General features: G+C 59.2%; 23 protein-coding genes. 10 read left to right on the top strand and 13 right to left on the bottom strand.

What is annotated here, in order from left to right; all coding sequences use genetic code 11:
* The first annotated feature begins 36 nt into the window (after positions 1–36).
* On the top strand, positions 37–882 hold the full coding sequence (locus HB633_RS29515) for an aldo/keto reductase (RefSeq protein ID WP_213781665.1): 846 nt from the start codon (positions 37–39) through the stop codon (positions 880–882).
* A 388-nt stretch (positions 883–1270) separates the two neighbouring features.
* On the opposite strand, the gene HB633_RS29510 is transcribed toward HB633_RS29515, so the two are convergent.
* The 10 genes from HB633_RS29510 to HB633_RS29465 all read right to left on the bottom strand — a co-directional run bounded on the left by HB633_RS29510 (position 1271) and on the right by HB633_RS29465 (position 12421).
* Positions 1271–1645 carry a hypothetical protein gene (locus HB633_RS29510; RefSeq protein ID WP_255581281.1) on the bottom strand — a complete coding sequence of 125 codons (375 nt, stop codon included), beginning with the start codon at positions 1643–1645 and terminating at the stop codon, positions 1271–1273.
* 114 nt (positions 1646–1759) lie between these two features.
* Positions 1760–3832 (bottom strand): ABC transporter ATP-binding protein, encoded by a 2073-nt coding sequence (locus HB633_RS29505; protein ID WP_213781664.1) that lies wholly within the window; start codon positions 3830–3832, stop codon positions 1760–1762.
* Positions 3829–4689 carry an ABC transporter permease gene (locus HB633_RS29500; protein ID WP_213781663.1) on the bottom strand — a complete coding sequence of 287 codons (861 nt, stop codon included), beginning with the start codon at positions 4687–4689 and terminating at the stop codon, positions 3829–3831. Before HB633_RS29500 ends, HB633_RS29505 begins: the two co-directional genes overlap by 4 nt.
* Entirely contained in the window at positions 4686–5708 is a 1023-nt protein-coding gene (locus HB633_RS29495) for an ABC transporter permease (RefSeq protein ID WP_213781662.1), read from the bottom strand. Before HB633_RS29495 ends, HB633_RS29500 begins: the two co-directional genes overlap by 4 nt.
* A gap of 37 nt (positions 5709–5745) precedes the next feature.
* A complete protein-coding gene (locus tag HB633_RS29490; protein ID WP_213781661.1) occupies positions 5746–7419 on the bottom strand; it encodes an ABC transporter substrate-binding protein in 1674 nt (557 codons plus the stop codon).
* Positions 7420–7593: 174 nt separating this feature from the next.
* Positions 7594–8094: a cupin domain-containing protein gene (locus HB633_RS29485; protein WP_213781660.1), complete on the bottom strand. Its 501-nt coding sequence runs from the start codon at positions 8092–8094 to the stop codon at positions 7594–7596.
* A 107-nt stretch (positions 8095–8201) separates the two neighbouring features.
* Positions 8202–10307: an elongation factor G gene (gene fusA, locus HB633_RS29480; protein WP_213781659.1), complete on the bottom strand. Its 2106-nt coding sequence runs from the start codon at positions 10305–10307 to the stop codon at positions 8202–8204.
* Between the two features lie 306 nt (positions 10308–10613).
* Positions 10614–11186: a DUF192 domain-containing protein gene (locus HB633_RS29475; RefSeq protein ID WP_213781658.1), complete on the bottom strand. Its 573-nt coding sequence runs from the start codon at positions 11184–11186 to the stop codon at positions 10614–10616.
* Between the two features lie 140 nt (positions 11187–11326).
* Entirely contained in the window at positions 11327–11521 is a 195-nt protein-coding gene (locus HB633_RS29470) for a hypothetical protein (RefSeq protein WP_056351580.1), read from the bottom strand.
* A 330-nt stretch (positions 11522–11851) separates the two neighbouring features.
* Positions 11852–12421: a pseudouridine synthase gene (locus HB633_RS29465; protein WP_213781657.1), complete on the bottom strand. Its 570-nt coding sequence runs from the start codon at positions 12419–12421 to the stop codon at positions 11852–11854.
* Positions 12422–12681: 260 nt separating this feature from the next.
* Here HB633_RS29465 and icd point away from each other — a divergent pair, with 260 nt between their 5' ends.
* Positions 12682–13935 (top strand): NADP-dependent isocitrate dehydrogenase, encoded by a 1254-nt coding sequence (gene icd, locus HB633_RS29460; RefSeq protein WP_213781656.1) that lies wholly within the window; start codon positions 12682–12684, stop codon positions 13933–13935.
* A 53-nt stretch (positions 13936–13988) separates the two neighbouring features.
* Here the strand turns inward: icd and HB633_RS29455 are convergent, their stop codons facing one another.
* The 3 genes from HB633_RS29455 to HB633_RS29445 form a co-directional block, all read right to left on the bottom strand.
* Positions 13989–14282: an addiction module antidote protein gene (locus HB633_RS29455; protein WP_213781655.1), complete on the bottom strand. Its 294-nt coding sequence runs from the start codon at positions 14280–14282 to the stop codon at positions 13989–13991.
* A 3-nt stretch (positions 14283–14285) separates the two neighbouring features.
* Positions 14286–14585 carry a type II toxin-antitoxin system RelE/ParE family toxin gene (locus HB633_RS29450; RefSeq protein WP_213781654.1) on the bottom strand — a complete coding sequence of 100 codons (300 nt, stop codon included), beginning with the start codon at positions 14583–14585 and terminating at the stop codon, positions 14286–14288.
* Positions 14586–14716: 131 nt separating this feature from the next.
* Positions 14717–14923, bottom strand: a complete 207-nt coding sequence (locus tag HB633_RS29445) for a cold-shock protein (RefSeq protein WP_035497884.1) — start codon at positions 14921–14923, stop codon at positions 14717–14719.
* Positions 14924–15515: 592 nt separating this feature from the next.
* On the opposite strand from HB633_RS29445, the gene clpS reads away from it, so the two are divergent.
* The 8 genes from clpS (at position 15516) to HB633_RS29405 (ending at position 24933) form a co-directional block, all read left to right on the top strand.
* Complete coding sequence (gene clpS / locus HB633_RS29440) at positions 15516–15830, top strand: ATP-dependent Clp protease adapter ClpS (RefSeq protein WP_031359828.1); 315 nt, start codon at positions 15516–15518, stop codon at positions 15828–15830.
* Positions 15827–18127, top strand: a complete 2301-nt coding sequence (gene clpA / locus HB633_RS29435; RefSeq protein ID WP_056351588.1) for an ATP-dependent Clp protease ATP-binding subunit ClpA — start codon at positions 15827–15829, stop codon at positions 18125–18127. The genes clpS and clpA overlap by 4 nt, the downstream gene beginning before the upstream one ends.
* Before the next feature lie 142 nt (positions 18128–18269).
* Positions 18270–19643 carry an amino acid permease gene (locus HB633_RS29430; RefSeq protein ID WP_213781653.1) on the top strand — a complete coding sequence of 458 codons (1374 nt, stop codon included), beginning with the start codon at positions 18270–18272 and terminating at the stop codon, positions 19641–19643.
* 92 nt (positions 19644–19735) lie between these two features.
* Complete coding sequence (locus tag HB633_RS29425; protein WP_213781652.1) at positions 19736–20548, top strand: DeoR family transcriptional regulator; 813 nt, start codon at positions 19736–19738, stop codon at positions 20546–20548.
* A 21-nt stretch (positions 20549–20569) separates the two neighbouring features.
* A complete protein-coding gene (locus tag HB633_RS29420; RefSeq protein WP_255581277.1) occupies positions 20570–21457 on the top strand; it encodes a substrate-binding domain-containing protein in 888 nt (295 codons plus the stop codon).
* The gene (locus HB633_RS29415) at positions 21454–22980 is read left to right on the top strand and encodes a sugar ABC transporter ATP-binding protein (RefSeq protein WP_213781650.1); all 1527 of its coding nucleotides are present in this window, start codon (positions 21454–21456) and stop codon (positions 22978–22980) included. Before HB633_RS29420 ends, HB633_RS29415 begins: the two co-directional genes overlap by 4 nt.
* The gene (locus HB633_RS29410) at positions 22977–23966 is read left to right on the top strand and encodes an ABC transporter permease (protein WP_213781649.1); all 990 of its coding nucleotides are present in this window, start codon (positions 22977–22979) and stop codon (positions 23964–23966) included. The genes HB633_RS29415 and HB633_RS29410 overlap by 4 nt, the downstream gene beginning before the upstream one ends.
* Positions 23959–24933, top strand: coding sequence for a sugar kinase (locus HB633_RS29405; RefSeq protein WP_213781648.1), 975 nt, complete (start codon positions 23959–23961; stop codon positions 24931–24933). Before HB633_RS29410 ends, HB633_RS29405 begins: the two co-directional genes overlap by 8 nt.
* The last annotated feature ends 3 nt before the right edge of the window (positions 24934–24936 follow it).

Raw genomic sequence — 24936 nt, 5'->3', positions numbered from 1 at the left:
CGGCCCAACGAGACTTCAGACCGAGCGAGACATCCGATGACTTCACTGCAAAAAACCGTTCAACTGCCATCCGGCGAACAGATTCCCGCCTTGGGCCAGGGGACGTGGGAAATGGGCGAGAAATCGCGTGCGCGGGCCGATGAAATCGAGGCGCTGCAAACCGGCGTGGACCTGGGCCTGACGCTTATTGATACCGCGGAAATGTACGGCGATGGCGACAGCGAAAAGCTCATTGCCGAGGCGTTGGGTCATCGGCGGAATGAACTCTTTATTGTCAGCAAGGTGTATCCGCATAACGGCAGCGAAACCGGCGTCAAGGCAGCGTGTGAGCGCAGCCTGAAGCGTTTGCAGACTGACTGTATCGATTTGTATTTGCTGCATTGGCGGGGCGGTGAAGATCTGGAAGGCGTGATTGCGGGGTTTGAGAATCTCAAGGCTGCCGGCAAGATCCGTCACTGGGGCGTGAGCAATTTTGACACTGAGGACATGGTCGAGCTTTTTGCGCTTGAGAACGGCAACCGGTGCGCGTCCAACCAGATCTTGTACAACGTCGCGCGACGCGGACCTGAGTTCGATCTCTTGCCTTGGATGCGTGAACGAAACATGCCTGCGATGGCCTACAGCCCGGTCGATCACTCGCGTTTGCCCAAGCAAAGTGTACTGAACGATATTGCCGAGGCACGCGGTGTTTCACCGACGCAAATCGCGCTTGCGTGGGTCTTGCAACAACCTGGAGTGCTTGCGATTCCAAAGGCGTCCACGATTGCGCATGTCAAAGAAAACGCGGCCGCGCGGGATATTGAATTGTCGTCGGAAGAACTCGCACAAATCGATGCGCAATTCAAACCGCCGAAGTCAAAGCGTCCGCTGGAGATGCTTTAAATCAGTTGAGATGGCGCAAGTGTCAACGGCGGTCCAAGTACCTCGGGCATTTGAACTTGCCCGAGAGCACTGGTGGCGAAGCGTGTGGATGTAAGGGTACGGAGGGGGAGGGTTTCAAGTGTTCTTGACTGCGGCGTCGAGCGTGCTTTTGGGGTACCAAATAGTTGTAACTGCACGCTTGGGACACTTATGAGCCGATTGTTGGAAGGCGTTTTCTTTGCTTCGTTTCTTTGTCGCCGTTGGACAAAGAAATGAAGTGCCGCCACGCACAGTGGCTAACGGTGCTAAAGAGGACAGCCAAAAACGAACGCGCGAAGACCTAAAAAGCAGCAACCCGGCACAAACCCCGCCCACTAAACCGCCCGTCCAAGCGCCAGCGACCCCACCCTCACATACAAGCATGATGCGAATGCACCGACCCCAAAACGGCGACTTCGGCCGGCGTCCGCTTCAGTGCATCTTCATCGACTTGTTTCGCATCGGCGAGGAACTCGTCCACCAGCGTTGCGACTGGCGTATTGGTCAAACACAACGACACCGCTTGCGTCTCATTAGGATTCAACTGCGAACGCTGCCCTAGAAACAGCACCCCATACTGATACCCTCGCACGATCCCGCGCACCGCGCCTATGCATTGTCCTGACGCGGCGTTATCGCCTTTCTGGGCACACTCCTGCACGAGCGTGTAAGCAGAAAAGCTCGGATCGACGGAAGGTGTCTGCTGCGCCTGGGCAAAAGAAACCGCCCCAAACGTGGTGACCATTGCAAGCGCAGAAGCCGCGAAGAAATTTCGTTTCATGTTGTATCCCTCGTGTCGGACGTTGAACTCGATATGAGACGACGCACGGCGATTGGTTCCATCGGCGTCGTTCCCGGCTCACCCGGCCTTCTGCAATTGCCTCAACTCTTCCAGCGGAATATGGCAGCGGATCCTGTGTCCATTCGCAGCATCCACATAAGGCGGTTCCTGCTGCTCGCAAACGGCGCCGATCTTCCTCGGACAACGCGTATGAAACACGCAGCCCGAGGGCGGATTCGCCGCGCTCGGCAATTCACCCGATAAACGGATCCGTTCCCGCGGAACGCTCGCGCCGTCGAGCGCCGGCACCGATGACAATAGCGCCTCCGTATAAGGATGATGCGGACCGTCGAAGACATCGGCGGCGCGGCCGATTTCCATCAACCGTCCGAGATACAGCACCGCGATCCGGTCCGACAGATACCGCACCACATGCAGATCGTGCGAAATGAAAACGTAGCTCACGCCGCGTTCGCGCTGCAGGTCTGCGAGAAGGTTGAGAATCGCGGCCTGCACGGAGACATCGAGCGCGGAAGTGGGTTCATCGCAGACAACCACGCGCGGATCGCCCGCAAACGCGCGCGCAATCGCGACGCGCTGCTTCAACCCGCCGGACAACTGCTGCGTGCGCGAGCTCAGATACCGTTCGGGCAACCGCACGGCGGCGGTCAGCGATTGCAGACGCGCTTCCTTCGCGGCGCCGCGCAACGCGCCGAGTTTCGACAACGACCGCGCGATCAGACGTCGTACCGAATGCGCGCGGTTCAACGCCGAATCCGGATTCTGGAACACGATCTGCAGCGACTTCACTTGCTCGTCGTTGCGGCTGGTGACGCGCGGCGGGAGCGGGGCGCCATCGAGTTCGATGGAACCGCCTTCGTCCGGCGACAACAAGCCGAGCAAGAGCTTCGCAAGCGTCGTTTTACCGCTGCCCGATTCACCCACGAGGCCGAGCGTTTCGCCGAGCGCGAGTTCCATCGATACATCGTGGACCGCGCGTATGGATTCCCCACCGACATTAAACGTCTTCGATAAACCCACTGCCCGCAACGCGATCGCCGTGTCATCACGTTCAACATGCTCGCTCAGCACCTCGGGCGTCGCACGTGGCAATTCGGTTGCGCGCTCGTGGTAATGGCAACGCGACATCTGGTCGCCATGCGCGGCTTGAACGCGATAAGGCGGCGGCGCTTCACGATGACACCGGTCATCGGCGAGCTTGCAGCGCTGCGCGTAGATGCACCCCTGCGTCACGGTTCCCGGCAGCGGCAGCGACCCGGGAATAGTGTCGAGGCGCCCCGTGTCCTTGCTGCGTCCCGTGGTCGGCAGGCAGCGCAAAAGCCCGACCGTGTATGGATGCCGTGGCTTTGCAAACACATCCTGCGTTGCGCCTTCTTCGACCAGCTTCCCCGCGTACAACACACCGACGCGATCGCACATGCGCCCGATCACCGCGAGGTTGTGGCTGATGAAAAGCACCGCCGTGCCGAGTTCCTCGCGCAGTTGCGCAATCAGGTCGAGCACTTCGGCTTCCACGGTGGCGTCAAGCCCGGTCGTGGGTTCATCGAGGATCAGCAGTTCCGGGTTGCACGCAAGCGCCATGGCGATCACCACGCGCTGCTGCATGCCACCCGACAATTGATGTGGGTAGCTTTCCATCACGCGCTCGGGCGACGAGATGCGCACGCGCCGCAGGATATCGATGGTGCGCTCCAGCGCCTCGCTCACCGATGACCCTGCCAGCTCGAACGCCTCCGACACTTGTCGCGCGATCGTCAGCGATGGGTTCAGTGCGCGCCCCGGGTCCTGATATACCATCGATACCGCGTTGGCGCGCATGTGCCGCAACGCATCGGCGTTCATCGAGGAAATGTCGTGTCCGGCGATAGAAATCTTGCCCGCCTTCACGCGCCCGTTGCGCGGCAGATAACGCAGAACGGCGAGCGCGGCGGTGGACTTGCCGCAACCCGATTCGCCGACAAGCCCATACGCCTCGCCGCGTTTCACCCGCAGCGATATGTCCTGCAGGACTTCACGATCCCGCCCGCGCATGCGATACGCGACCGTCAATCCAACGATGGTCAGCGCATCGGTTTCGGCGCTCTTCGATCCATCGAAGATGGGGAAGGCTGATGGAGGCGGGCCGTTCATCGGTCGAGCACTCCCTGAATGCCATCGGCGACGAGGTTCACGCCTACGACCAGCGAGGCGATCGCGGCGGCATCGAAGACGACCGTCCACCACGCGCCGCCCGCCATCAGCGTGTAGCACTCGGAAAGCGCAAGGCCCCAATCCGCCGATGGCGGCTGAATCCCAAAGCCAAGAAACGACAGCGTCGCGACGGAAAAAATCGCGTAGCCGAGCCGCACGGTCGTCTCCACGATGATCGGCTGAAGCACGTTCGGCAGGATCTCCGCGAACATGATGTAGAAGGCGTTCTCGCCACGCAGTTGCGCTGCGAGCACGTAGTCGAGGTTGCGTTCGGCGAACACGGCGGCGCGTACGGTGCGTGCGGTGATTGGCGTGAACGTGATGCCGATCACGAGAATCACGGTGAGGTTGCTCGCGCCCACGGCGGCAAGCGCGAGCAGCGCGACGATCACGAGAGGCAGCGCAAGAACGGCATCGATCAGGCGGCCGACCACGTTGTCCACCCATCCGTCGAAATAACCAACGATCAAGCCGACCGCCGTTCCCGCGACTGTGCCGAGCAGCGTCGCCAGCGGGGCAATGGTGAGAATGTCGCGCGCTCCGACGATAACGCGAGCGAAGACATCGCGGCCGAGTTGATCGGTGCCGAACCAGTGCGTACCGTCGGGCGGCGTGAGGGAATTCAGCGGATCGGACGCGTAGGGATCTTGCGGCACGACCCAATGTCCGCCGATTGCGCACGCGACCCAGAACAGCAGGATCAGCGCGCCAACCAGGAACGTGGGCGAGCGCAAGAGCGCTTTTGTGCGTTCGTACTTTGGTGCTTTGTATGTTGGCGCTGCGGTCGTCGTGCTCATTGGGCGTTCCTCACCCGCAAGCGCGGATTCAGCACCACATACAACGCATCGGCGATGAGATTGGCCGTCGTATAGATCACGCCGATTGTCAGTACGCCCGCTTCGAGCATCGGGAAATCCTTGCCTTTCGCCGCGTTGTAGATCAGCGAGCCGATCCCCTGATAGTGGAACAACGTCTCCACCACGACCAGTCCGCCGATCATGTAGCCGAGCTGCGTCGCGGCGACGGTGACAGTCGGCAGCAACGCGTTGCGCAACACGTGCCGCATAATCACGACGCGGCGCGGCAAGCCTTTGAGTATCGCGGTGCGCGTATAGTCGGCGTCGAGCGCTTCAACCGTCCCGGCACGCGCCATCCGCGCGATATAACCAAAGAACACAAGCACGAGCGGCAACACGGGCAGGATCAGATGCTTCAACTGAACCAGCACGTTCGCTTCAGGCGGATAAGTCGCTTCGATCGGCAGCCATTGCAGCCAGATGCCGAACACGAGAATCAGCACGATCGACGAAACAAACTCAGGCACGACCGTCGCCGACAACCCGGTGATGCTGATCGTCCGGTCGATCCATCGGCCTTCGTGCAGCGCGGCGTACACGCCGCCGGCAATCCCAAGCGGCACGACGACGATAAACGCCAGCGCCCCAAGCTTCGCCGAGTTGAGCAACGCAGCGCCAATGAACGGCGCGACCGGCGCGCGATACGAATACGACTCGCCCATATCGCCACGAAGGAAATGCCCGATCCATCCGGCGTATTGCGTGAGCAAGGGCCGGTCTACACCAAGCTGATGATTGAGCGCGGCGACGGCGCGTGCGTCTGCGAGCGGCCCGAGGATTGCACGGCCGACATCGCCGGGAAGCAACTGGCCGCCGGCGAACACGATGACCGAAAGCAGCCACAAAGTGATCGCCGCCAGAAACAGCCGCACGCCGATAAACCGCGCGATGCGCAGCGCGCTGCCTGCATTGGAACGTGACGCGGCTTTCGAAGCGACCGGTGGAGAAACCGTGTTCATGGATCGAGGCGTCCTGTGATCATCGACGAATCACCAACTAAGCGCCGATGGTCGCGCGTTCGAAATACAACTGCGAAATGGCGTTGAAACGCACGCCCTTCACGTTCGCCCGCGTGACGATCAACTGGTCGTAGAAATACGGAATGATGACCGGGGTTTCATCGAGCAGAAGATTTTGAATCTGACCGGAAAGCTTTTTCTGCGATGCCACGTCGAGCGCCGCCACAAAGTCGGCGACCAACTTGTCGTATTGCGGGTTCTTGAAATGCGCCGCGTTCCACGTGCCTTCGCTTGTCAGCGGCGCGTTCAGGAACACGTTCGGCACGCCACGATGCCCGTAATCCGTGATGCCCAACGGCGAATCGAGCCAGTCCGATTTGCCGAACGTTCCCGCGCCGTAATACAACTCCTGGCTCTCGACTTTCAGCGTGATCTTGATGCCGATTGCCTTCGCCGCGTTCTGGATCACCACCGCAAGATCGGGGATCTCCATGTACTTTTCGGTCGTGAGCGTGACATCGAAACCATTCGGCACGCCGGCCGCCGCAAGCAGTTGCTTCGCTTTTGCGATATCCAGCTTGCGTTGCGGCACGCTCAAATCACTCGATGGAAACACCGGCGAGAATGGACTGTCGTTGCCCAGCGCCGCATGGCCCTTGAACAAGCCCTTCACGATCACATCCCGATTCACCGCAAGCGCCAGCGCCTGACGCACGCGCTTGTCCTTGAACGGACCGGTGTCGATGCGCATGTGGATCTGGCGATGCGCGCTAGATTTCACGCCCAGCACCTTGAACTCGGGGTTCGTCATCATGCTCAAGCCGCCCTGGACGGTGAAGTCGCCCATTACGTCGGCCTGACGTCCCTGCAATGCGAGGAGTTCGGATTGTTCATCGGCGTAGAAGGAGAACTTAATGCGTTCCGGCAGCGCCTTTTCGCCCCAATAATCCGGGTTTCGTACGAACGATGCACCCACCTTCGGCGTGTACGACTCGAACTTGAACGGTCCCGTGCCGGGAAACGACTTCTCGTAGGTGCCGCTGAAGTTTGCCGGCAAGATCACGGCGTTGTAGGTATCGGACGAAACGTAGTACGGGAAATTGCCGTTCGGCGCATCGAGATGAAACTCGACCGTCATGTCGTCGATAGCCTTCACCGCGCCCTTCGACAACACGCCCTTGAGCACGGACAGCGCCGCCGAGCCGCTGCCCGGATCGGCCAGACGGTTGAACGTTGCGGCGACGTCCTTGGCGGTCATCGGCTGGCCGTCGTGGAACTTGACGTTCGGGCGCAGCTTGAACGTCCACACATCGCCCTTCGCGTTCGGCTTCCAGGAAAGCGCGAGAGAAGGGCGCAGCACGAGCGCCTGACCGTCGTCATCGATGAGGAATTCGCCGGTTTGATTGATCAGCGCCAGACCGGCCGGATCGGTCACGGTCAGCGGATCGACCTGACCCGATGGCGTCAAGTGCGCCACGCGAATCGTGGCTCCGGGCTTGCCGGCAGGCGCCTGGGCACGCGCGGAAGGCATGCCCAGCAGCCCACCTGCCGCCATCGACAGACCGAGCAGGCTCGCATGCCTCAGCAATTCGCGCCGCGAGAGCCGTCCGGCCTTGAATTCGTCGATGGCATGATTGCCCAGTTCTCCCGCTGAGTTGCGCGCTGCGTCGAGCGCGGAATCGGAGAAAAAAGGCGAGGTGGTTTTCTTCATCGGGCTGTCCGGTTCGGGGTTCGGGTTGTTGTTCTCGACTCGACGACACTGCGCGCACCGGCGCGGTTCAAAGCCGCTTTCCGATGCACATCCAGTTTAGCGGAGCAAATTGCGTTCCGATTCCCGGTCCGCGTTTCGCCGCGCAAAATATTCGCCCTGGAAAAGCGCGGTCTATCAGTGCTGATGCGGATGCTTATGGATTGGATCGACCCAGAACACTTCCTCGGGTTGCTCCACCGCGTCGATGTTCAGGTTCACCACGACCGCCTCGTTGTCGCTCCTCACGAGCACGCATTCGAGCGGTTCATCGGTCAGCGCGTTGATCTCCTGATGCGGCACGTACGGCGGCACGAAGATGAAATCTCCCGGGCCGGCCTCGGCAGTAAATTCCAGATGATTGCCCCACTTCATGCGCGCTTGTCCACGCACCACGTAGATCACGCTTTCCAGCGCGCCGTGATGATGGGCGCCGGTCTTGGCGTTAGGGTGGATCGTGACCGTGCCGGCCCAGATTTTCTGGGCGCCGACGCGCGCCGCGTTGATCGCGGCGGCGCGGTTCATGCCGGGCGTCTGCGCGGTGTTGGTATCGAGCTGATCGCCCTTGATGACCTTGACGCCGTTCTCGCGCCAGTCGGTGTGCTCGTGGTCATGCTCGTGCTGATGTTCGTCGCTCATTCTGTTCCCCGGCTGGACGATGGATTAAACACATGAAAAAAGTCCGCTGCCACCGGCAGGCAACAGCGGACTTCATATGAACTGCCAAGCTTCGAACTTGACGAGATTTATTTCGACTTCGAATTGACGATAGCTTCCGCGACGTTGTTCGGCGTCTCGGCGTAATGCTTGAATTCCATCGTATAGGTTGCGCGACCCTGAGTCAGGGAGCGCAGCGTGGTCGAGTAGCCGAACATTTCCGCCAGCGGCACTTCGGCGCGAACCAGCTTGCCGCCGCCGCCCGCGATGTCTTCCATGCCCTGAACAATGCCGCGCCGTGACGACAGATCGCCCATCACGTTGCCCATGAAGTCCTCGGGCGTTTCAACTTCCACGGCCATCATCGGTTCGAGCAGCACCGGTTTGGCCTTGCGCATGCCGTCCTTGAACGCCATCGACCCAGCCATGCGGAACGCGTTTTCGTTCGAGTCGACGTCGTGGTACGAGCCGAAAGTCAGCGTCACTTTCACGTCGACTACCGGATAACCCGCCAGCACGCCGGCCTTCAGCGTTTCCTGAATGCCTTTGTCGACCGCCGGAATGTATTCGCGCGGGACCACGCCGCCCTTGATGGCATCGACGAATTCATAACCCGTGCCGGGCTTTTGCGGTTCCAGTTTCAGCACCACGTGACCATATTGGCCGCGTCCGCCCGACTGCTTGACGAACTTGCCTTCGATGTCTTCCACCGGAATGCGGATCGTCTCGCGATACGCCACCTGCGGTTTGCCGACGGTCGCTTCGACATTGAACTCACGACGCATCCGGTCGACCAGAATTTCCAGGTGAAGCTCGCCCATGCCCGAAATGATCGTCTGGCCGGACTCTTCGTCGGTCTGAACGCGGAACGACGGATCTTCCTGCGCGAGGCGATTCAACGCGATACCCATCTTTTCCTGGTCGGGTTTCGTCTTCGGCTCGACGGCCTGGGAGATCACCGGTTCCGGGAAAATCATGCGTTCGAGAATGATCGGATGAGCCGGATCGCACAGCGTGTCGCCGGTCGTGGCTTCCTTCAAACCCACGGCCGCAGCAATGTCGCCGGCCCGCACTTCCTTGATTTCCTGACGCTCGTTCGCGTGCATCTGGAGAATCCGGCCGAGCCGCTCCTTCTTTTCTTTGATCGCGTTGTAGACCGTGTCGCCGGAATTCACCACGCCCGAATACACGCGGAAAAAGATCAACTGGCCGACAAACGGGTCTGTCATGATCTTGAACGCGAGCGCGGAGAACGGGTCTTCATCGGTCGGATGACGTTCCGCTTCCTTGTCGTATTCGTCCACGCCCATGATGGCGGGCACGTCCGCTGGCGACGGCAGATAGTCGATAACCGCGTCCAGCATGGCCTGCACGCCCTTGTTCTTGAATGCGCTGCCGCAGAACATCGGCACGATTTCGCTGCGCAGCGTACGTGCGCGGATGGCGGCCTTGATCTCGTCTTCGCTGATTTCTTCGCCGCCGATGTACTTGTCCATCAACGCTTCATTTGCGTCCGCGGCGGCTTCGATCATCTTTTCGCGCCATTCTTCGGCGGTCGCGCGCAGGTTGTCAGGGATTTCCTGATACTCGAACAGCACGCCCTGGCTCGCTTCGTCCCAAATGATCGCCTTCATCTTCACCAGGTCGATCACGCCCTGGAAATGATCTTCGGCGCCGACGGGGATTTGCATGGGCACGGCGACGCCTTTCAGGCGCTCGCCAATCTGCCGCTGCACGCGGAAAAAATCGGCGCCCACGCGGTCCATCTTGTTCACGAACGCAATGCGCGGCACCTTGTACTTATTGGCCTGGCGCCACACGGTCTCGGATTGCGGCTGCACGCCGCCGACCGAGTCGTAGACCATGCACGCGCCGTCGAGCACGCGCATCGAACGTTCGACCTCGATGGTGAAGTCGACGTGTCCGGGTGTATCGATGATGTTGATCCGGTGCTCCGGATAATTCCCGGCCATGCCTTTCCAGAAGGCCGTGGTGGCGGCGGAGGTGATCGTGATGCCGCGCTCCTGTTCCTGCTCCATCCAGTCCATCGTCGCCGCGCCGTTGTGAACCTCACCAATTTTGTGGTTCACGCCGGTGTAGAAAAGAATGCGTTCGGTGGTCGTGGTCTTGCCGGCATCGATATGAGCGCTGATACCAATATTCCGATAGCGGTCGATGGGAGTCTTGCGGGGCACTTGAACCTCCTGTTGATTGGATGGAGCTTTTTGATGCCAGACCGGCGCGAAATGCTGAAAATGGCGGTTTGGCGGCTCCGGAGCGAAGCGTTATGCGCGTTTCGCTGGTTTATTAGGATAGCGCGTCGAGGCTCTCTTTGCAGGAATCTTGCCAGGGCGGCGAAAACTGTAAATCGACGCGCGTAAGGCAAAGGAAGCGCTTTAAGCGCCGCGAAATGCAAAAAGCCGGCGCGCGCTCGAAAGCGGCGGCCGGCTTCAAAGTCCGACACTGGCGCGGCCGGCGATTCGGGGCGCCAGAGAAAATGCTTATTGAACGGGCGGCAAGCCCTGAATTTTCATGCCCGGCTTGATTCCCTTCGCGGTGAACCAGCCCTTGCTCATCTCGAGCGCGTACACGCCGTTGTTGCGCGGGCAATGGTTGTTTTCCGTCTCGGCCTGCATTTCATCGATATCCGTCACCGTGCCGTCCTCGCGAATAAACGCGATCGACAACGGGATCAGCGTGTTTTTCATCCAGAAGCAATGCACCGCGCGCTCGTTGAACACGAACAGCATGCCTTCATTAGGCGCGAGCTTCGTGCGATACATCAGGCCTTGCTCGCGATCGGCATCGGTGGAAGCGATGGCGGCGTCGATCACATACATGCCGGCCGTCAGCTTGGTGTGCGGAAAATCGCCGGGTTGCTTCGCGCCCGGCGGCATTTGCTGCGCATGAGCGCCCAGCGAAACCAGCGGCACCGCAAGTGCCACGAGCGCACGGCGAACCAGCCGGCCAAGGTCAAACGATGAAACTGAGCGGGGTGAAAACCTGGAAAGCCACGAAAGACGCACGGCGAAACTCCTCACGGGATAAAGCCGGTTGACTGAATGATCCGGCATGACTGGCGCATGTTACTTGAGCACGTGCAAAAAGAAAAAGGCAGAACCTGTGTAGGTGTCTGCCTTTGAATGCCGCTTGCGCGGCGGCACTACTTGGTCTTAGCGCCGCGTTACCGCGATCTATGACCAATTGATGCGACTTACTCCGACGCGGCCGAAGCTGCAGCAGCCGAAGCTGCCTTGTGGTGCGTAGCCTTCTTGTGGGTCGACTTCTTGTGTGCCGACTTGTGAGCGGTCGAAGCAGCTGCAGGAGCCGATGCTTCCGGTGCCGAAGCTTGTGCGAATGCAGCCGTTGCGAACAGGCCAGCGACGAGAGCAGCGATCAGTTTGTTCATGTTGCGAATCCTCAGCTTTAGTTTGATTTAACCTTGTGACCCGGTCGTTGGAGTCATGTCGGTAAACGAGCCATCCACCTTTTGGTTGACAGGGGTTTCGAACAAAAGCTCGATCCCGCTGCGAGCACTTGAACCTTACGTTAGGCCTTCATAAAAGGGTCGTTCGTTGCAGTTCTTCGCTAATGCCGGATGGCGTTTTAAGGCATCTGCTGCGAATAACGCCGCATGCGGGAAGTCGGTTGACGTGAATTTTCAGCGGAGTTAAATATGAATTCGTTTGGAAAACGAAATGAATTCGTAATGTGATGCGCGGGCTGAAACCAGCATCATCTAGACAATGCCATTCCACGGCGCGCGAGGAGACAGGGCCATCGATGCGCCGGGTTCAAGACCGAGACCGAATATGTCGAGCGCGCCGATACCTACGCGCACCAGCCGCAAGGTTGGATGACCAACCGCTGCGGTCATACGGCGTACCTGCCGGTTGCGCCCTTCAGTAATCTGCAACTCGATCCACGTTGTGGGGATTGCAGCGCGGTATCGGATAGGCGGGTTGCGCGGCCAAAGCGCTTGCGCCGATTCGACGAGCTTCACCGTGCAGGGTCGCGTGACGAAATCCCCGAGGTCGACGCCCGCGGCCAGGCGTTCGAGCGCCGCTGCATCGGGCGCGCCTTCGACTTGCGCCCAGTATCGTTTCACGAGTTTGTGACGCGGTTCTGAAATGCGCGCTTGAAGCGTGCCGTCGTCGGTGAGAAGGAGCAGGCCTTCGCTGTCTGTATCGAGCCGGCCTGCCGGATAAACACCGGGCGTCTTCACCCATTCAGCCAGCGACGGATGTTTTTCGTGCGCCGAAAACTGGCAGATCGTGCCGAACGGTTTGTTGAGGGCAATCAGCGGCATGGCATGGGTGCGATGTTGATGCAAAGTGAGTGCGTGAGCGGGCGGATGCCGGCATCTTAATGCACCGCCTTCAGCGGCCCGGCGTGAAGCGCGATCCGGGCGGACGCTCCATACCGTGGGCTAGAATAGCCTTCGAAGCCGTCTCGGGCGTGCCCCGGCCCTGGCAGCAAGGCCGCTGACATTGCCTGGCTACCTCCTTTTTTGCCGCCGATTTCCGTGCCTTTCCTTAATCTACAGCCCAGCTTTAATTGGAGTCGATCATGCCGTATCAGCACATCCAGGTTCCGACGGACGGTGAGAAGATCACCGTCAACGCCGATTACACCCTCAACGTGTCCGACCAGCCGATCATCCCGTTCATCGAAGGCGATGGCACGGGCGTGGATATCACCCCGGTGATGATCAAGGTCGTCGATGCAGCCGTGGAAAAAGCGTACGGCGGCAAGAAGAAAATCCACTGGATGGAGATCTTCGCCGGCGAGAAGGCGACCAAGGTGTACGGCCCCGACGTGTGGCTGCCGGATGAAACGCTGGACGTGCTCAAGGAATATGTCGTCTCCATCAAGGGGCCGCTCACCACGCCGGTTGGCGGCGGCATCCGTTCGCTGAACGTCGCGCTGCGCCAGCAACTCGACCTGTACGTCTGCCTGCGCCCAGTGCAGTATTTCAAGGGCGTACCGTCGCCGGTGCGCGAGCCGGAGAAGACCAACATGGTCATCTTCCGCGAGAACTCGGAGGACATTTACGCCGGTATCGAATGGCCGGCGGAGTCCGACGGCGCGAAGAAGATCATCAAGTTCCTGCAGGAAGAGATGGGCGTGAAGAAGATCCGTTTCCCGGAGACATCGGGAATCGGGATCAAGCCGGTGTCGCGCGAAGGCACCGAGCGCCTGGTTCGCAAGGCGATCCAGTACGCGCTCGACAACAACCGCAGCTCGGTCACGCTCGTGCACAAGGGCAACATCATGAAGTTCACGGAAGGCGCGTTCCGTGACTTTGGCTACGCGCTGGCGCAGAAGGAGTTCGCGGCTGAACTCATCGATGGCGGTCCGTGGATGAAGATCAAGAATCCGAAGGGCAATGACGTCGTGATAAAGGATGTGATCGCCGATGCATTCCTGCAGCAGATCCTGTTGCGTCCGGCAGAATACGACGTCATCGCGACGCTGAACCTGAACGGCGACTACGTTTCGGATGCTCTGGCGGCGCAGGTTGGCGGAATCGGCATTGCGCCGGGCGCCAATATGTCCGATTCGGTTGCCATGTTCGAAGCCACGCACGGCACGGCGCCGAAGTACGCGGGCAAGGACTACGTCAATCCGGGCTCGGAAATTCTTTCGGCGGAAATGATGCTGCGCCATATGGGCTGGACCGAGGCCGCTGACATCATCATCAAGTCGATGGAAGCATCGATCCTGCAGAAACGCGTCACGTACGACTTCGCGCGCCAGATGGAAGGCGCGACGCAGGTGTCGTGTTCAGGGTTCGGGCAGGTGCTGGTCGAGAATATGTAGGCTTGTAGCTTTTATCGAAAAACCCCGGCAGACCAAAGTCTCCGGGTTTTTTATCAAGTCGTTGAAGCGTGTAAGCGGATGCCGAGTGCGCGAACGACTTTCCAGATTGTGGCGAATTCCGGATTGCCTTCGCCGGACAGGGCACGATAAAGGCTTTCGCGCTTCACTCCGGTATCTCGCGCAAGCTGGGACATACCGCGAGCGCGCGCTATCACGCCCAGCGCGTGGGCAATGAACTTCGGATCGTCGCCGGCTTCCTCAAGGCATGCATCGAGATAGGCCGCCATTTCCTCTTCGGTGCGCAGGTGCTCGGCAGAATCCCAAGCTGCAGTTTTCACTTTGGTCATGATTCAGTCCGTGTCGAGGTTTGCTGCAAGGCTCTTCGCCCGGTCTATGTCAGCTTGCTGCGTGGATTTATCGCCTCCGCACAGCAGAATTACCAGTACTCCGCCGCGTTGCGTGTAATACACCCGGTAACCGGGACCTTCGTCGATCCTCAACTCGCAGACGCGGCCCCCGACCAACTTATGATCACCGGGGTTGCCGCTCGCCAACCGGTCGATTCGCGCCTGAACCCGGACCCTGCCACGCAGGTCGCGCAAACGGCTAAACCATTGGTCGAAAACTTCGGTGGTACGAATATTCAGCATGCTGAATTGTAATCCATGGGGGACAACAAATCAATGTTACCCATGGATCGCATCGTTTCGCCTTGCTGATCCCCCAACAAAAAAACCCGGCTCGCAGCCGGGTTTCGAGGACAGTGCGCTAATTCGAACGGTCAGGCAGATTCCTGGATGTTCGATGCCTGTTTGCCCTTCGGTCCCTGGACAATCTCGAAGCTGACCTTTTGGCCTTCCTTGAGCGTCTTGAAACCATTCATCTGTATCGCCGAGAAATGTGCAAACAGATCCTCGCCGCCTTCATCGGGCGTGATGAATCCATAGCCTTTCGCGTCGTTGAACCATTTGACCGTACCTGTTGACATCACTTCCCCTCTTACTCTCGTCGCTACCACGAGCACGCTCGAAAAGCTTGACGACCCACTATGTGAACCGCCCCCTCCTCACAAGCTCACCTCGGCCTTTCTTCACCTGAAACGCTTCGGAAAAAAATGCCAATTTGATTGTTTAATCTCTTAAATCAGGTGTCAAGAAAATTTTGAGATGGCCGTAAAGCCGTTGTAAATATCTCATTTCAAGGGTTTTTCCCGCTTTGCGCGTATCCCGCCGCACAAGCACGCCATCTTGAAAAGTCGCATAATCGTCGCACATGCAGTACAGGCGAAAAGCGGCACGGGACATGCGCAGTACTAGCGGGCCGCAGCGCTCCTGTTCACAGCAGCAAAGTCGTCTGGGAAGCGATTAAGGCAGGCCGCACAAGGTGAACAATTCGTTTTTTTGAGAGCTGTGCGATACTGGATTCAACGGTGTTTCAAGAGGGTCGGTTCGGTAAGAAGAGCCGGCGGAATTCAGCAAGCGACAGGTTGCGCGAAGTGTGCGGCGACATCGATTCGGCCTATATGGCGAACGGAGTTTTGGCGAGATGGCGAGCCTGTCCAAGTTGTTTAGAATGGGCGTATGGCGATCAATCCCAACAAGCAGGATGGCACCGTACTGGAGCGGCAGGAACAAAAGCTGAAACAGCCGTCCATGTACAAAGTGGTGCTGCTGAATGACGACTTCACGCCGATGGAATTCGTCGTGTTCGTTGTGCAGGAACATTTCAATAAGGATCGTGAGACTGCGACGCAGATCATGCTGAAGGTTCATCGCGAGGGCAGGGGAGTTTGTGGGGTCTATACGCGGGACATTGCGTCGACCAAAGTTGAGCAAGTCGTTAGCCACGCGAGGCAAGCGGGTCATCCGCTGCAGTGTGTGATGGAGGAAGCATGATTGCCCAGGAACTGGAAGTTAGTCTGCACATGGCGTTTATGGAAGCACGTCAGGCGCGGCACGAGTTCATTACGGTCGAGCATCTTTTACTGGCCTTGTTGGACAACCCGACCGCGGCTGAAGTGTTGCGTGCATGCGCAGCAAACATTGAAGATTTGCGGCAAAACCTGCGCAATTTCATTCATGACAATACGCCCACCGTACCCGGTACGGACGACGTCGATACTCAGCCCACGCTTGGTTTTCAGCGCGTAATTCAGCGCGCGATCATGCATGTGCAATCAACGTCGAACGGTAAGAAGGAAGTCACCGGCGCGAACGTGCTGGTCGCTATCTTCGGCGAAAAGGATTCGCACGCCGTCTACTACCTGCAACAGCAGGGTGTGACTCGCCTCGACGTTGTCAATTTCATCTCGCACGGTATCGCGAAGACGAATACGGGTGACGCGGCGAAGGCGAGCAGCGACGCGAATCCGGAAGCGGAAGACGCGGCTGCGCAAAAGGAAACACCGCTCGCGCAATTCACGCAGAACCTTAACCAGCTCGCGAAGGACGGCAAGATCGATCCGCTGATCGGCCGCGAACTGGAAGTGGAGCGCGTTGTTCAGGTGCTGTGCCGCCGCAGGAAGAACAATCCGTTGCTCGTAGGCGAAGCTGGCGTGGGTAAGACCGCCATTGCTGAAGGGTTGGCCTGGCGCATTACGCGCGGCGAAGTGCCGGATATTCTTGCGGATGCACAAGTGTATTCGCTCGATATGGGCGCCTTGCTCGCCGGTACTAAATACCGGGGTGATTTCGAGCAGCGTCTCAAGACGGTGTTGAAGGAGTTGAAGGAACGCCCGCACGCGGTGTTGTTCATCGACGAAATTCATACGTTGATTGGTGCGGGCGCGGCATCGGGCGGTACGCTGGATGCATCGAATCTGCTGAAGCCGGCGTTGTCGTCGGGTCAGTTGAAGTGCATCGGTGCCACCACGTTCACGGAATATCGCGGGATCTTCGAAAAAGACGCAGCATTGTCGCGTCGTTTCCAGAAGGTCGATGTCGCCGAGCCGACCGTCGAGCAGACTGTTGCGATCTTGCGCGGCCTGAAGTCGCGCTTCGAAGAGCATCACGGCGTGAAGTATTCGTCGGGTGCTTTGTCGGCTGCCGCTGAATTGTCGGCGCGTTTCATCACGGATCGTCATTTGCCGGACAAGGCGATCGACGTGATCGATGAAGCGGGCGCGGCGCAACGCATCCTGCCGAAGTCGAAGCAGAAGAAGACCATCGGCAAGAACGAGATCGAAGAGATCATCTCGAAGATCGCGCGCGTGCCGGCGCAAAGCGTTTCGCAGGACGATCGCAGCAAGTTGCAGACGCTGGATCGCGACTTGAAGAGCGTGGTGTTCGGGCAGGATCAGTCTATCGACGCTCTCGCGGCCGCCATCAAGATGGCGCGTGCTGGTCTCGGCAAGACGGACAAGCCGATCGGCGCATTCCTCTTCTCGGGTCCGACGGGCGTCGGCAAGACGGAAGTGGCGAAGCAGCTGGCGTTCACGCTGGGTATCGAGTTGCTGCGCTTTGACATGTCCGAGTACATGGAACGTCACGCGGTGAGCAGGCTGATTGGCGCGCCTCCTGGATATGTCGGGTTCGATCAGGGCGGTTTGCTGACTGAAGCCGTCACGAAGAAGCCGCATTGCGTGCTGTTGCTGGACGAAATCGAAAAGGCGCATCCGGATATCTACAATGTGCTGCTGCAGGTCATGGACCACGGCACGTTGACCGATAACAACGGTCGCAAGGCGGATTTCCGTAACGTCATCATCATCATGACGACGAACGCGGGTGCCGAAGCGATGCAGAAATCGGTGATCGGCTTCACGAACCGTCGCGAAACCGGCGACGAAATGGCCGATATCAAGCGGATGTTTACGCCTGAGTTCCGGAATCGTCTGGACCAGATCATCAGCTTCCGTTCGCTCGATGAAGAAATCATCATGCGCGTGGTCGACAAGTTCCTGATGCAACTGGAAGATCAGTTGCACGAGAAGAAGGTCGATGCCGTCTTTACCGACGCCTTGCGCAAGCACCTGGCGAAGCACGGTTTCGATCCGCTGATGGGCGCACGGCCAATGCAGCGCCTGATACAGGACACGATTCGTCGTGCGCTGGCGGACGAACTGCTGTTCGGCAAGCTGATGACGGGCGGCCGCGTGACGGTCGACGTGGACGAAAACGACAAGGTGTCGCTGACGTTCGACGAAAGTCCGGTCCCGCGCAATCCGAATCCGGAAGCGGTCGAGGTGGAGTAAGCGACAAGCAGGTGGTGACTGAAGTCAGATGACGCGAGCGTAAGGTGTGTCATCATCGGCGAGGCGGCGCGGAGAAATTTTCCGCGCCGCCTCGCTTTTTTGTGTCCGCGATCGTTGCGGATCTTGACTTCAAGAGGTTGATTTGAGCTTTGAACGTGGGTCGTTCGAGACCATTGTCGAACGGGAGAAAGGGCTGCACCGGAGTCTGACGGCCGGACAGATGTCGATGATCGCCATCGGCGGCGCGATTGGAACGGGGTTGTTCCTGGGCAGCGGTTTTGCGATCGGCTTCGCCGGGCCGAGCGTCTTGCTGAGCTACGCAATAGGCGCGGTCATTGCGTTGTTGCTGATGGGCGCGCTTGCTGAAATGACCGTCGCGCATCCGACGTCGGGATCGTTCGGCGCGTACGCGGAGTTTTATATCGGGCCGCTTGCGGGTTTTCTCGTCCGATACGCGTACTGGTCGGCGGTTGTGTTCGCCGTCGGCACCGAGGTCAGCGCGGTGGCTGTGTTCATGAAGTACTGGTTTGCGAATGTGCCGGGCTGGTACTGGATCGTTGGATTTTCAGGCGCGTTGATCGCCGTGAACGCGGCGAGCGTGAAGGTGTACGGCGTCATCGAATACGCGTTTTCGATGTTGAAGATCGTTGCGATCGTCGCGTTTATTCTGCTTGGCGCCGTGTTTGTGTACGGCGCGCCGGTCTCTTCTGGTGTGGGTTTCAGCAATTTCACCGCGCACGGCGGGTTCTTTCCGCACGGCTTGAAAGGGATGTGGTTTGCGGTGATCGTGTCGATCTTCAGTTACCTGAATATCGAGACGATTGCGGTCGCGGCGGGCGAAGCGCGGGACCCGCAACGTGCGGTTGCGAAAGCGTTCAGGTCGACCGTGTTCCGGCTCGTGCTGTTCTATTTGCTCACGCTCGCGTTGATGCTTGCCATCGTTCCATGGACGCAGGCGAGCACCGACGAAAGCCCGTTCGTCAAAGTGATGGCCGCCACGCACGTCCCCTACGCGGCCGGGGTGATCAACTTCGTGGTGCTCGTCGCGGCGCTTTCGGCCATGAACAGCCAGCTCTATATCACCACGCGCATGATGTTCAGCCTGTCGCGCGCGGGTTACGCGCCGGCGCGCTTCGGGCGCCTCAGCGCGAACGGCGTGCCGACCGCAGCGCTTTCCATCTCCACGATCGGCATCGCGCTCGCGACCATCCTGACAGCGTTCTGGCCGACGATGGCCTTCGGTTTGATGATGTCGCTCGCCATCTTCGGCGCGATGTTCGCGTGGCTGATGATCTTCGTCACGCATCTCTTTTTCCGTGCGCGTTACCGCGGTCCCGCATTGTCCTTTCGCATGATCCTGCATCCAATCGGCAGTTTGCTCGGCGCGGGCCTGATGGCGTCGATCATGATCACGACCGCGTTCACCTCGGAATTCCGCATGACGCTCGTCTACGGATTCGCGTTTATGGTCGTCCTGATTGGCGTCTACGCCCTCCGATACCGAAAACGCATCTGAAACGCGGGTAAACACCGACGACAAACCGCTTTGCGTCTCTTTCGTTTCGAAACTAGAATCTTTCGAAACGAAAGTGCAAAGGTGGTTTGTTCGTGCTGGCCAATAAAAACTCGCTTCATCGACGTCTTCGAATTGTCGAACTTGTCCGCAAGAGGGGCGAGGTATCGGTCGATGAACTCGCGACCGCGTTCGATGTGTCGAGTGTGACCATTCGCTCGGACCTCAATTACCTCGAGCAGCAGCGTTATCTCATCCGCGCGTTCGGCAAGGCGCGCTACGTCGCGCAGCGGCCGGGCGAAAACGTGTTGTCGGCGGTGTCGGCGAGCGCAACGCGCCAGGCCGCCGATATGGCCATCGCGCGGCTGGCGGCGGATTTCATCGATGACCACGCGTCTGTGTTTATCGGCGCCGGGACGATCACGCACAAGCTTTTGCCATTGCTCGCGGACCGTGCGAATCTCGCGTTGACGTTGAACGACATCGCCATGGTGCCGACCGTCCAGCGTTTCATGCGCTGCGAGTTGCGTCTTTCCGGCGGAACGCTCGACGACGATTCGACGGTTCTTCTCGGGCCCGATGCGGAGCGATCGTTATCGGCTTTATCGCTGGATCTGGTTGTGCTCGAAGCGATGGGCTTTGATCGCGAAGGCAATTTGCTGTGCGCCGATCCGCGTCTTGCCGACGTCTATAAAGCGGCGTTGAAGAACGCGAAACGTATCGTAGTAGTGGCTTTCCAGCCCGCGCTGCAAGGCGAGGGCAAGGCGTTTTGCCATGTAAGCCGTCTTGGCGGATTGGTCCTCGATGACGCTATCGACCCGCCCACGCTCGAACTCATTCTCAAAGCCGGACTCGATGTGAACCGGCGTGAAGAAGGCATTCTCGAATTTCGTAATCAGCAACCCTAAACAATATCTGGAGACATGTTTATGTTTCGTCGTTCAATGCTGGCCGTTCTCGTCACTGCTGTTACAGCCACGGCCGCAAACGCCGCCGATGTAAAAATCGGCGCATCGCTGCTCACGCAACAGCATCCGTTCTACGTCGAACTCGCCAACGCAATGAAAGCGGAAGCCGCGAAGGATCACGCGCAGATCGACATTGCGATTGCTAATCAGGACCTGAGCAAACAGATTGCCGACGTGCAGGATTTCGTCACGAAGAAGGTCGATGTGATCGTGATTTCGCCGGTTGATTCCAAGGGCGTGAAAGCGGCTGTGCTGACGGCCGAGAAGGCCGGCATTCCTGTCATTACCGTCGATATCAGCGCGGCAGGCGTTGAAGTTGCATCGCATATAGCCACCGACAACTACGCCGGCGGCCTGCAAGCCGGCACGCTGATGTGCAAGGTGCTGGGCGGCAAGGGCAAGGTCGGCGTGATCGATTATCCGACGATTCAATCCGTGATCGACCGCGTGACGGGCTTCAAGAAGGCGCTGGCCGCATGCCCGGACGTGAAGATCGTCGCGATCCAGCCGGGCATCACGCGTGCCGATGCGCTGAGCGCGGCGCAGAACATGTTGCAGGCGAATCCTGATCTCGCAGGCATTTTCGGTTTTGGCGATGACGCCGCGATGGCCGCAGCGGTCGCAGGAAAATCGGCAGGCAACAAGGTGAAGGTGATCGGCTTCGACGGCATGCCGGAAGCACGCGCCGCGGTCGATAAAAACCCGAACTTCGTCGGCGTGATCCGTCAGTATCCGGACAAAATGGGCGCGCTTGCGGTCGACACGGCCGTCAAGGTCGCGGCCAAGCAAGCCGTGCCGAAGCTGCAGCCGGTGACGCCGGGGCAGTATCTGAACGCGTCGGTGAAATGAATACCGTATTGAAGCCTCACGCAGATCGAGCCTTGCTCGAGCTGCGCGGCATCGCAAAATCGTTCGGTCCGGTCGAGGCGATCAAGGACGTGTCGCTGACGATTTTGCCGGGCCGCGTGCATACGCTGCTCGGTGAAAACGGCGCGGGAAAATCGACGCTGATGAAAATTCTCGCGGGCGTTCACGCGCCAACGCGCGGCGAGATCCTGATGCACGGCGCGCCCGTTGCGTTCGCGAGTCCCGGCGAATCGCAGAAAGCGGGTATCGCGATCATCTATCAGGAGCTGAGTCTCGCGAAGAACCTGAGCGTCGCCGAGAACATGTTCGCGGGGCACGAGCCGCGTCGTTTTGGCGTGGTCGATTTCAAGCGTCTGTATGCACAAGCGCAGGTTTTGCTCGATGACCTCGGTATCGATATCGACGCAACCGCGCCCGTATCGCGCCTTTCCATGGCGCAGCGTCAACTCGTGGAAATCGCGAAGGCGCTGAGCCGCGATGCATCGCTTGTGATCATGGATGAACCCACGTCGTCCTTGAGCGATCGTGAGGCGGAGATCCTGTTTCATATCGTCACGAAGCTGACGGCGAAGGGCGCTGCGGTTGTCTATATCTCGCACCGGATGGACGAGATCATGCGCATCTCCGACGATATCTCGGTCATGCGCGACGGCCGCTACATAGCGACGTTGCAGAAGGATCAGACGACCATTGGTGCTTTGATCGCGATGATGGTCGGCCGCGAAATGAACGATGTTTATCCGCGGCGCGAGACGCCTTATATGCGGCCATCATTGCCGTTGCTGAAGGTTGGCAGTCTCACGTTGCCCGGCCAGTTCGAAAACATCAGCTTCGAGATTCACGCCGGTGAAATTCTCGGTTTCTTCGGCCTGATCGGCGCCGGACGCTCTGACGTGATGAAGGCGTTGTTCGGCATCGGCCGGCCGAGCGGCGAGATTTCGATGAGCGGCAAGCGCCTCAAGTTGCGCAATCCGGCGCACGCCATTCGCGAAGGCATTGCGTTCGTCACGGAAGACCGCAAGCACGAAGGTCTCGTGCTGATGCATTCCATTGCCAACAACGTGACGATGGCGAGTTTCGAAGAACACGGTTCGCGCTTCGGCATTTTGAATCGCCGCTTCGAACGCGATGAAACCGCGAACGCCATCGCGCGCATGAACATTCGCGCATCGGGTCCGTTCCAAGCCGTTGGAAACCTGAGCGGCGGCAATCAGCAGAAAGTCGTGTTCTCGAAATGGCTGGCGCTGAAACCCAAAGTCCTGATTCTCGATGAACCCACGCGCGGCGTCGACGTTGGCGCGAAATTCGAAATCTATCGCGTGATTCGCGAACTCGCCGCGAGCGGGACGGCGATCATTCTCGTTTCATCGGAATTGCCGGAAGCGCTCGCCATGAGCGACCGGCTTGTCGTGATGCGTGAGAAACGCATCGTCCATGAATTCAACGCTCAAGGTCCGACGCAGGAAGAAGTCATGTCGTACGCAACGGGAGCCACAACAGCATGAACCCGAGTCAACTCAGCGGCGCGGCGACGCGCCGCTCGCACGCAAGCGGCGCATTCAATCGCGCGCTCAGGCATTACGGCGGCATCGTGGTCGGCCTGATCGTTTTATGCGGATTTTTCTGGGCGTTGTCGCCCAACTTCATGTCCGTGAACAATCTGTTGAATGTCGTGATGCAGGTTTCCATCATCGCGATACTCGGCTTCGGCATGACTTACGTGCTGCTGCTTGGCGATATCGACTTGTCTGTCGGCGCGACCATGGCGCTGGTCGGAACCGTCTGCGCGTTTGCGCTGGAGCACGGCGCGTCGCCGTTCGTGGCGGTGCTCGCCGCCATGGGCACCGGGCTCGTTCTCGGGGCCATCAACGGCTCGCTTTCGGCGTTGCTCACCATTCCATCGTTCATTGTCACCGTCGCCACCATGGGCGTGTTTCGCGGTTTCGCGTACTTGACCTCGAACGGCGTGCCGATTTCCATCGATAACGACGCGTTCGCCTTTCTCGGCAACGGCTCCGTGCTCGGCATTCCGCTGCCCATCTGGATTCTCGCGGTTCTGCTCTTGTTGAATCACTTCGTGCTCTCGCGTACCGTGTTTGGACGCAAGGCGTATCTGGCGGGCGGAAATCGCGAGGCGGCGCTGTATTCGGGTATCGATGTCAACCGTCTGCGAATCATGATCTTCATGATCTCGGGATTGCTTGCGAGCATTGGCGGCGTGCTGATGACGTCGCGCCTTTATTCGGCGCAGCCGAATGCCGGTATCGGATATGAACTCGATGCCATCGCCGCAGCCGTGCTCGGCGGCACGAGTCTCTCGGGCGGTTACGGAACGATCACCGGAACGCTGATCGGCGCGCTGATCATCGGCGTCATCAACAACGGCATGAACTTGCTGAGCGTTCCGTATTTCTATCAACTCATCGTGAAAGGCATCGTGATTCTGGTCGCGGTGTGTATCGATGTTCAAACGAAAAAACGTCATGCCTAATTCAAACGGTGTTCCCTCGAAGGCCGGCACCATCGTCGCGATGGGCGAGATCCTGGTCGAGATCATGGCCACGAAGATCGGCCAGCGCTTCAGCGAACCAGGCACGCTGATTGGCCCGTTTGCGAGCGGCGCGCCGGCGATTTTCATCGATCAGGTGGCGAAGCTCGGCAGCCCGTGCGCGATGATCGGTTGCGTGGGCGACGACGACTTCGGCGTGCTCAACGTCGAAAGATTACGCACCGATGGCGTGGACGTTTCCGGCATCGCCGTGCTGAAAGACGCCACCACGGGCAGCGCGTTTGTCACGTACCGGGAAGACGGTGATCGCGATTTCATCTACAACATTACGAACAGCGCATCGGCGCAATTGTCGGTCGCGAACTTGCGCGAAGACCTGCTTGCGAACTGCGGCAATTTCCATGTGATGGGTTCGTCGCTGTTCTCGTTCAGGATCATCGAAGCGATGAAGCAGGCTATCGAAACGGTGAAGAAGAACGGCGGCACGGTGAGCTTCGATCCGAACATCCGCAAGGAAATGCTGCGGATTCCGGAGATGCGCGATGCGCTCGACTTCATCCTCGATTACACCGATGTCTTCCTGCCAAGTGGTCACGAAGTCACGTTGCTGGCGAGCGCGACATCGGAGCGTGGGGCTATCGATGAATTGCTCAAGCGCGGCGTGAAGGAAGTGGTCGTGAAGCGCGGCGCGCAAGGCTGCAGTTTCTTCGATGCCAACGGCGAGACACATCGCCCGGCGTTCAAGGTCGAGGAACTCGATCCAACCGGCGCGGGCGATTGCTTCGGCGCGACCTACATCAGTTGCCGCGCGCAAGGCATGGACGTGGAAACCGCGCTCAAATATGCGAGCGCAAGCGGCGCGCGTGCGGTCGGTGTAAAAGGGCCGATGGAAGGCACGGCGACGTTCGCCGAACTCGACGCGTTTTTAGCAACGGCAACCACGGAGTGATGT

It is taken from the genome of Caballeronia sp. dw_276, from assembly GCF_018449635.1.
GTDB lineage: Bacteria > Pseudomonadota > Gammaproteobacteria > Burkholderiales > Burkholderiaceae > Caballeronia.
This window is presented reverse-complemented; position numbering and strand designations above follow the sequence as displayed.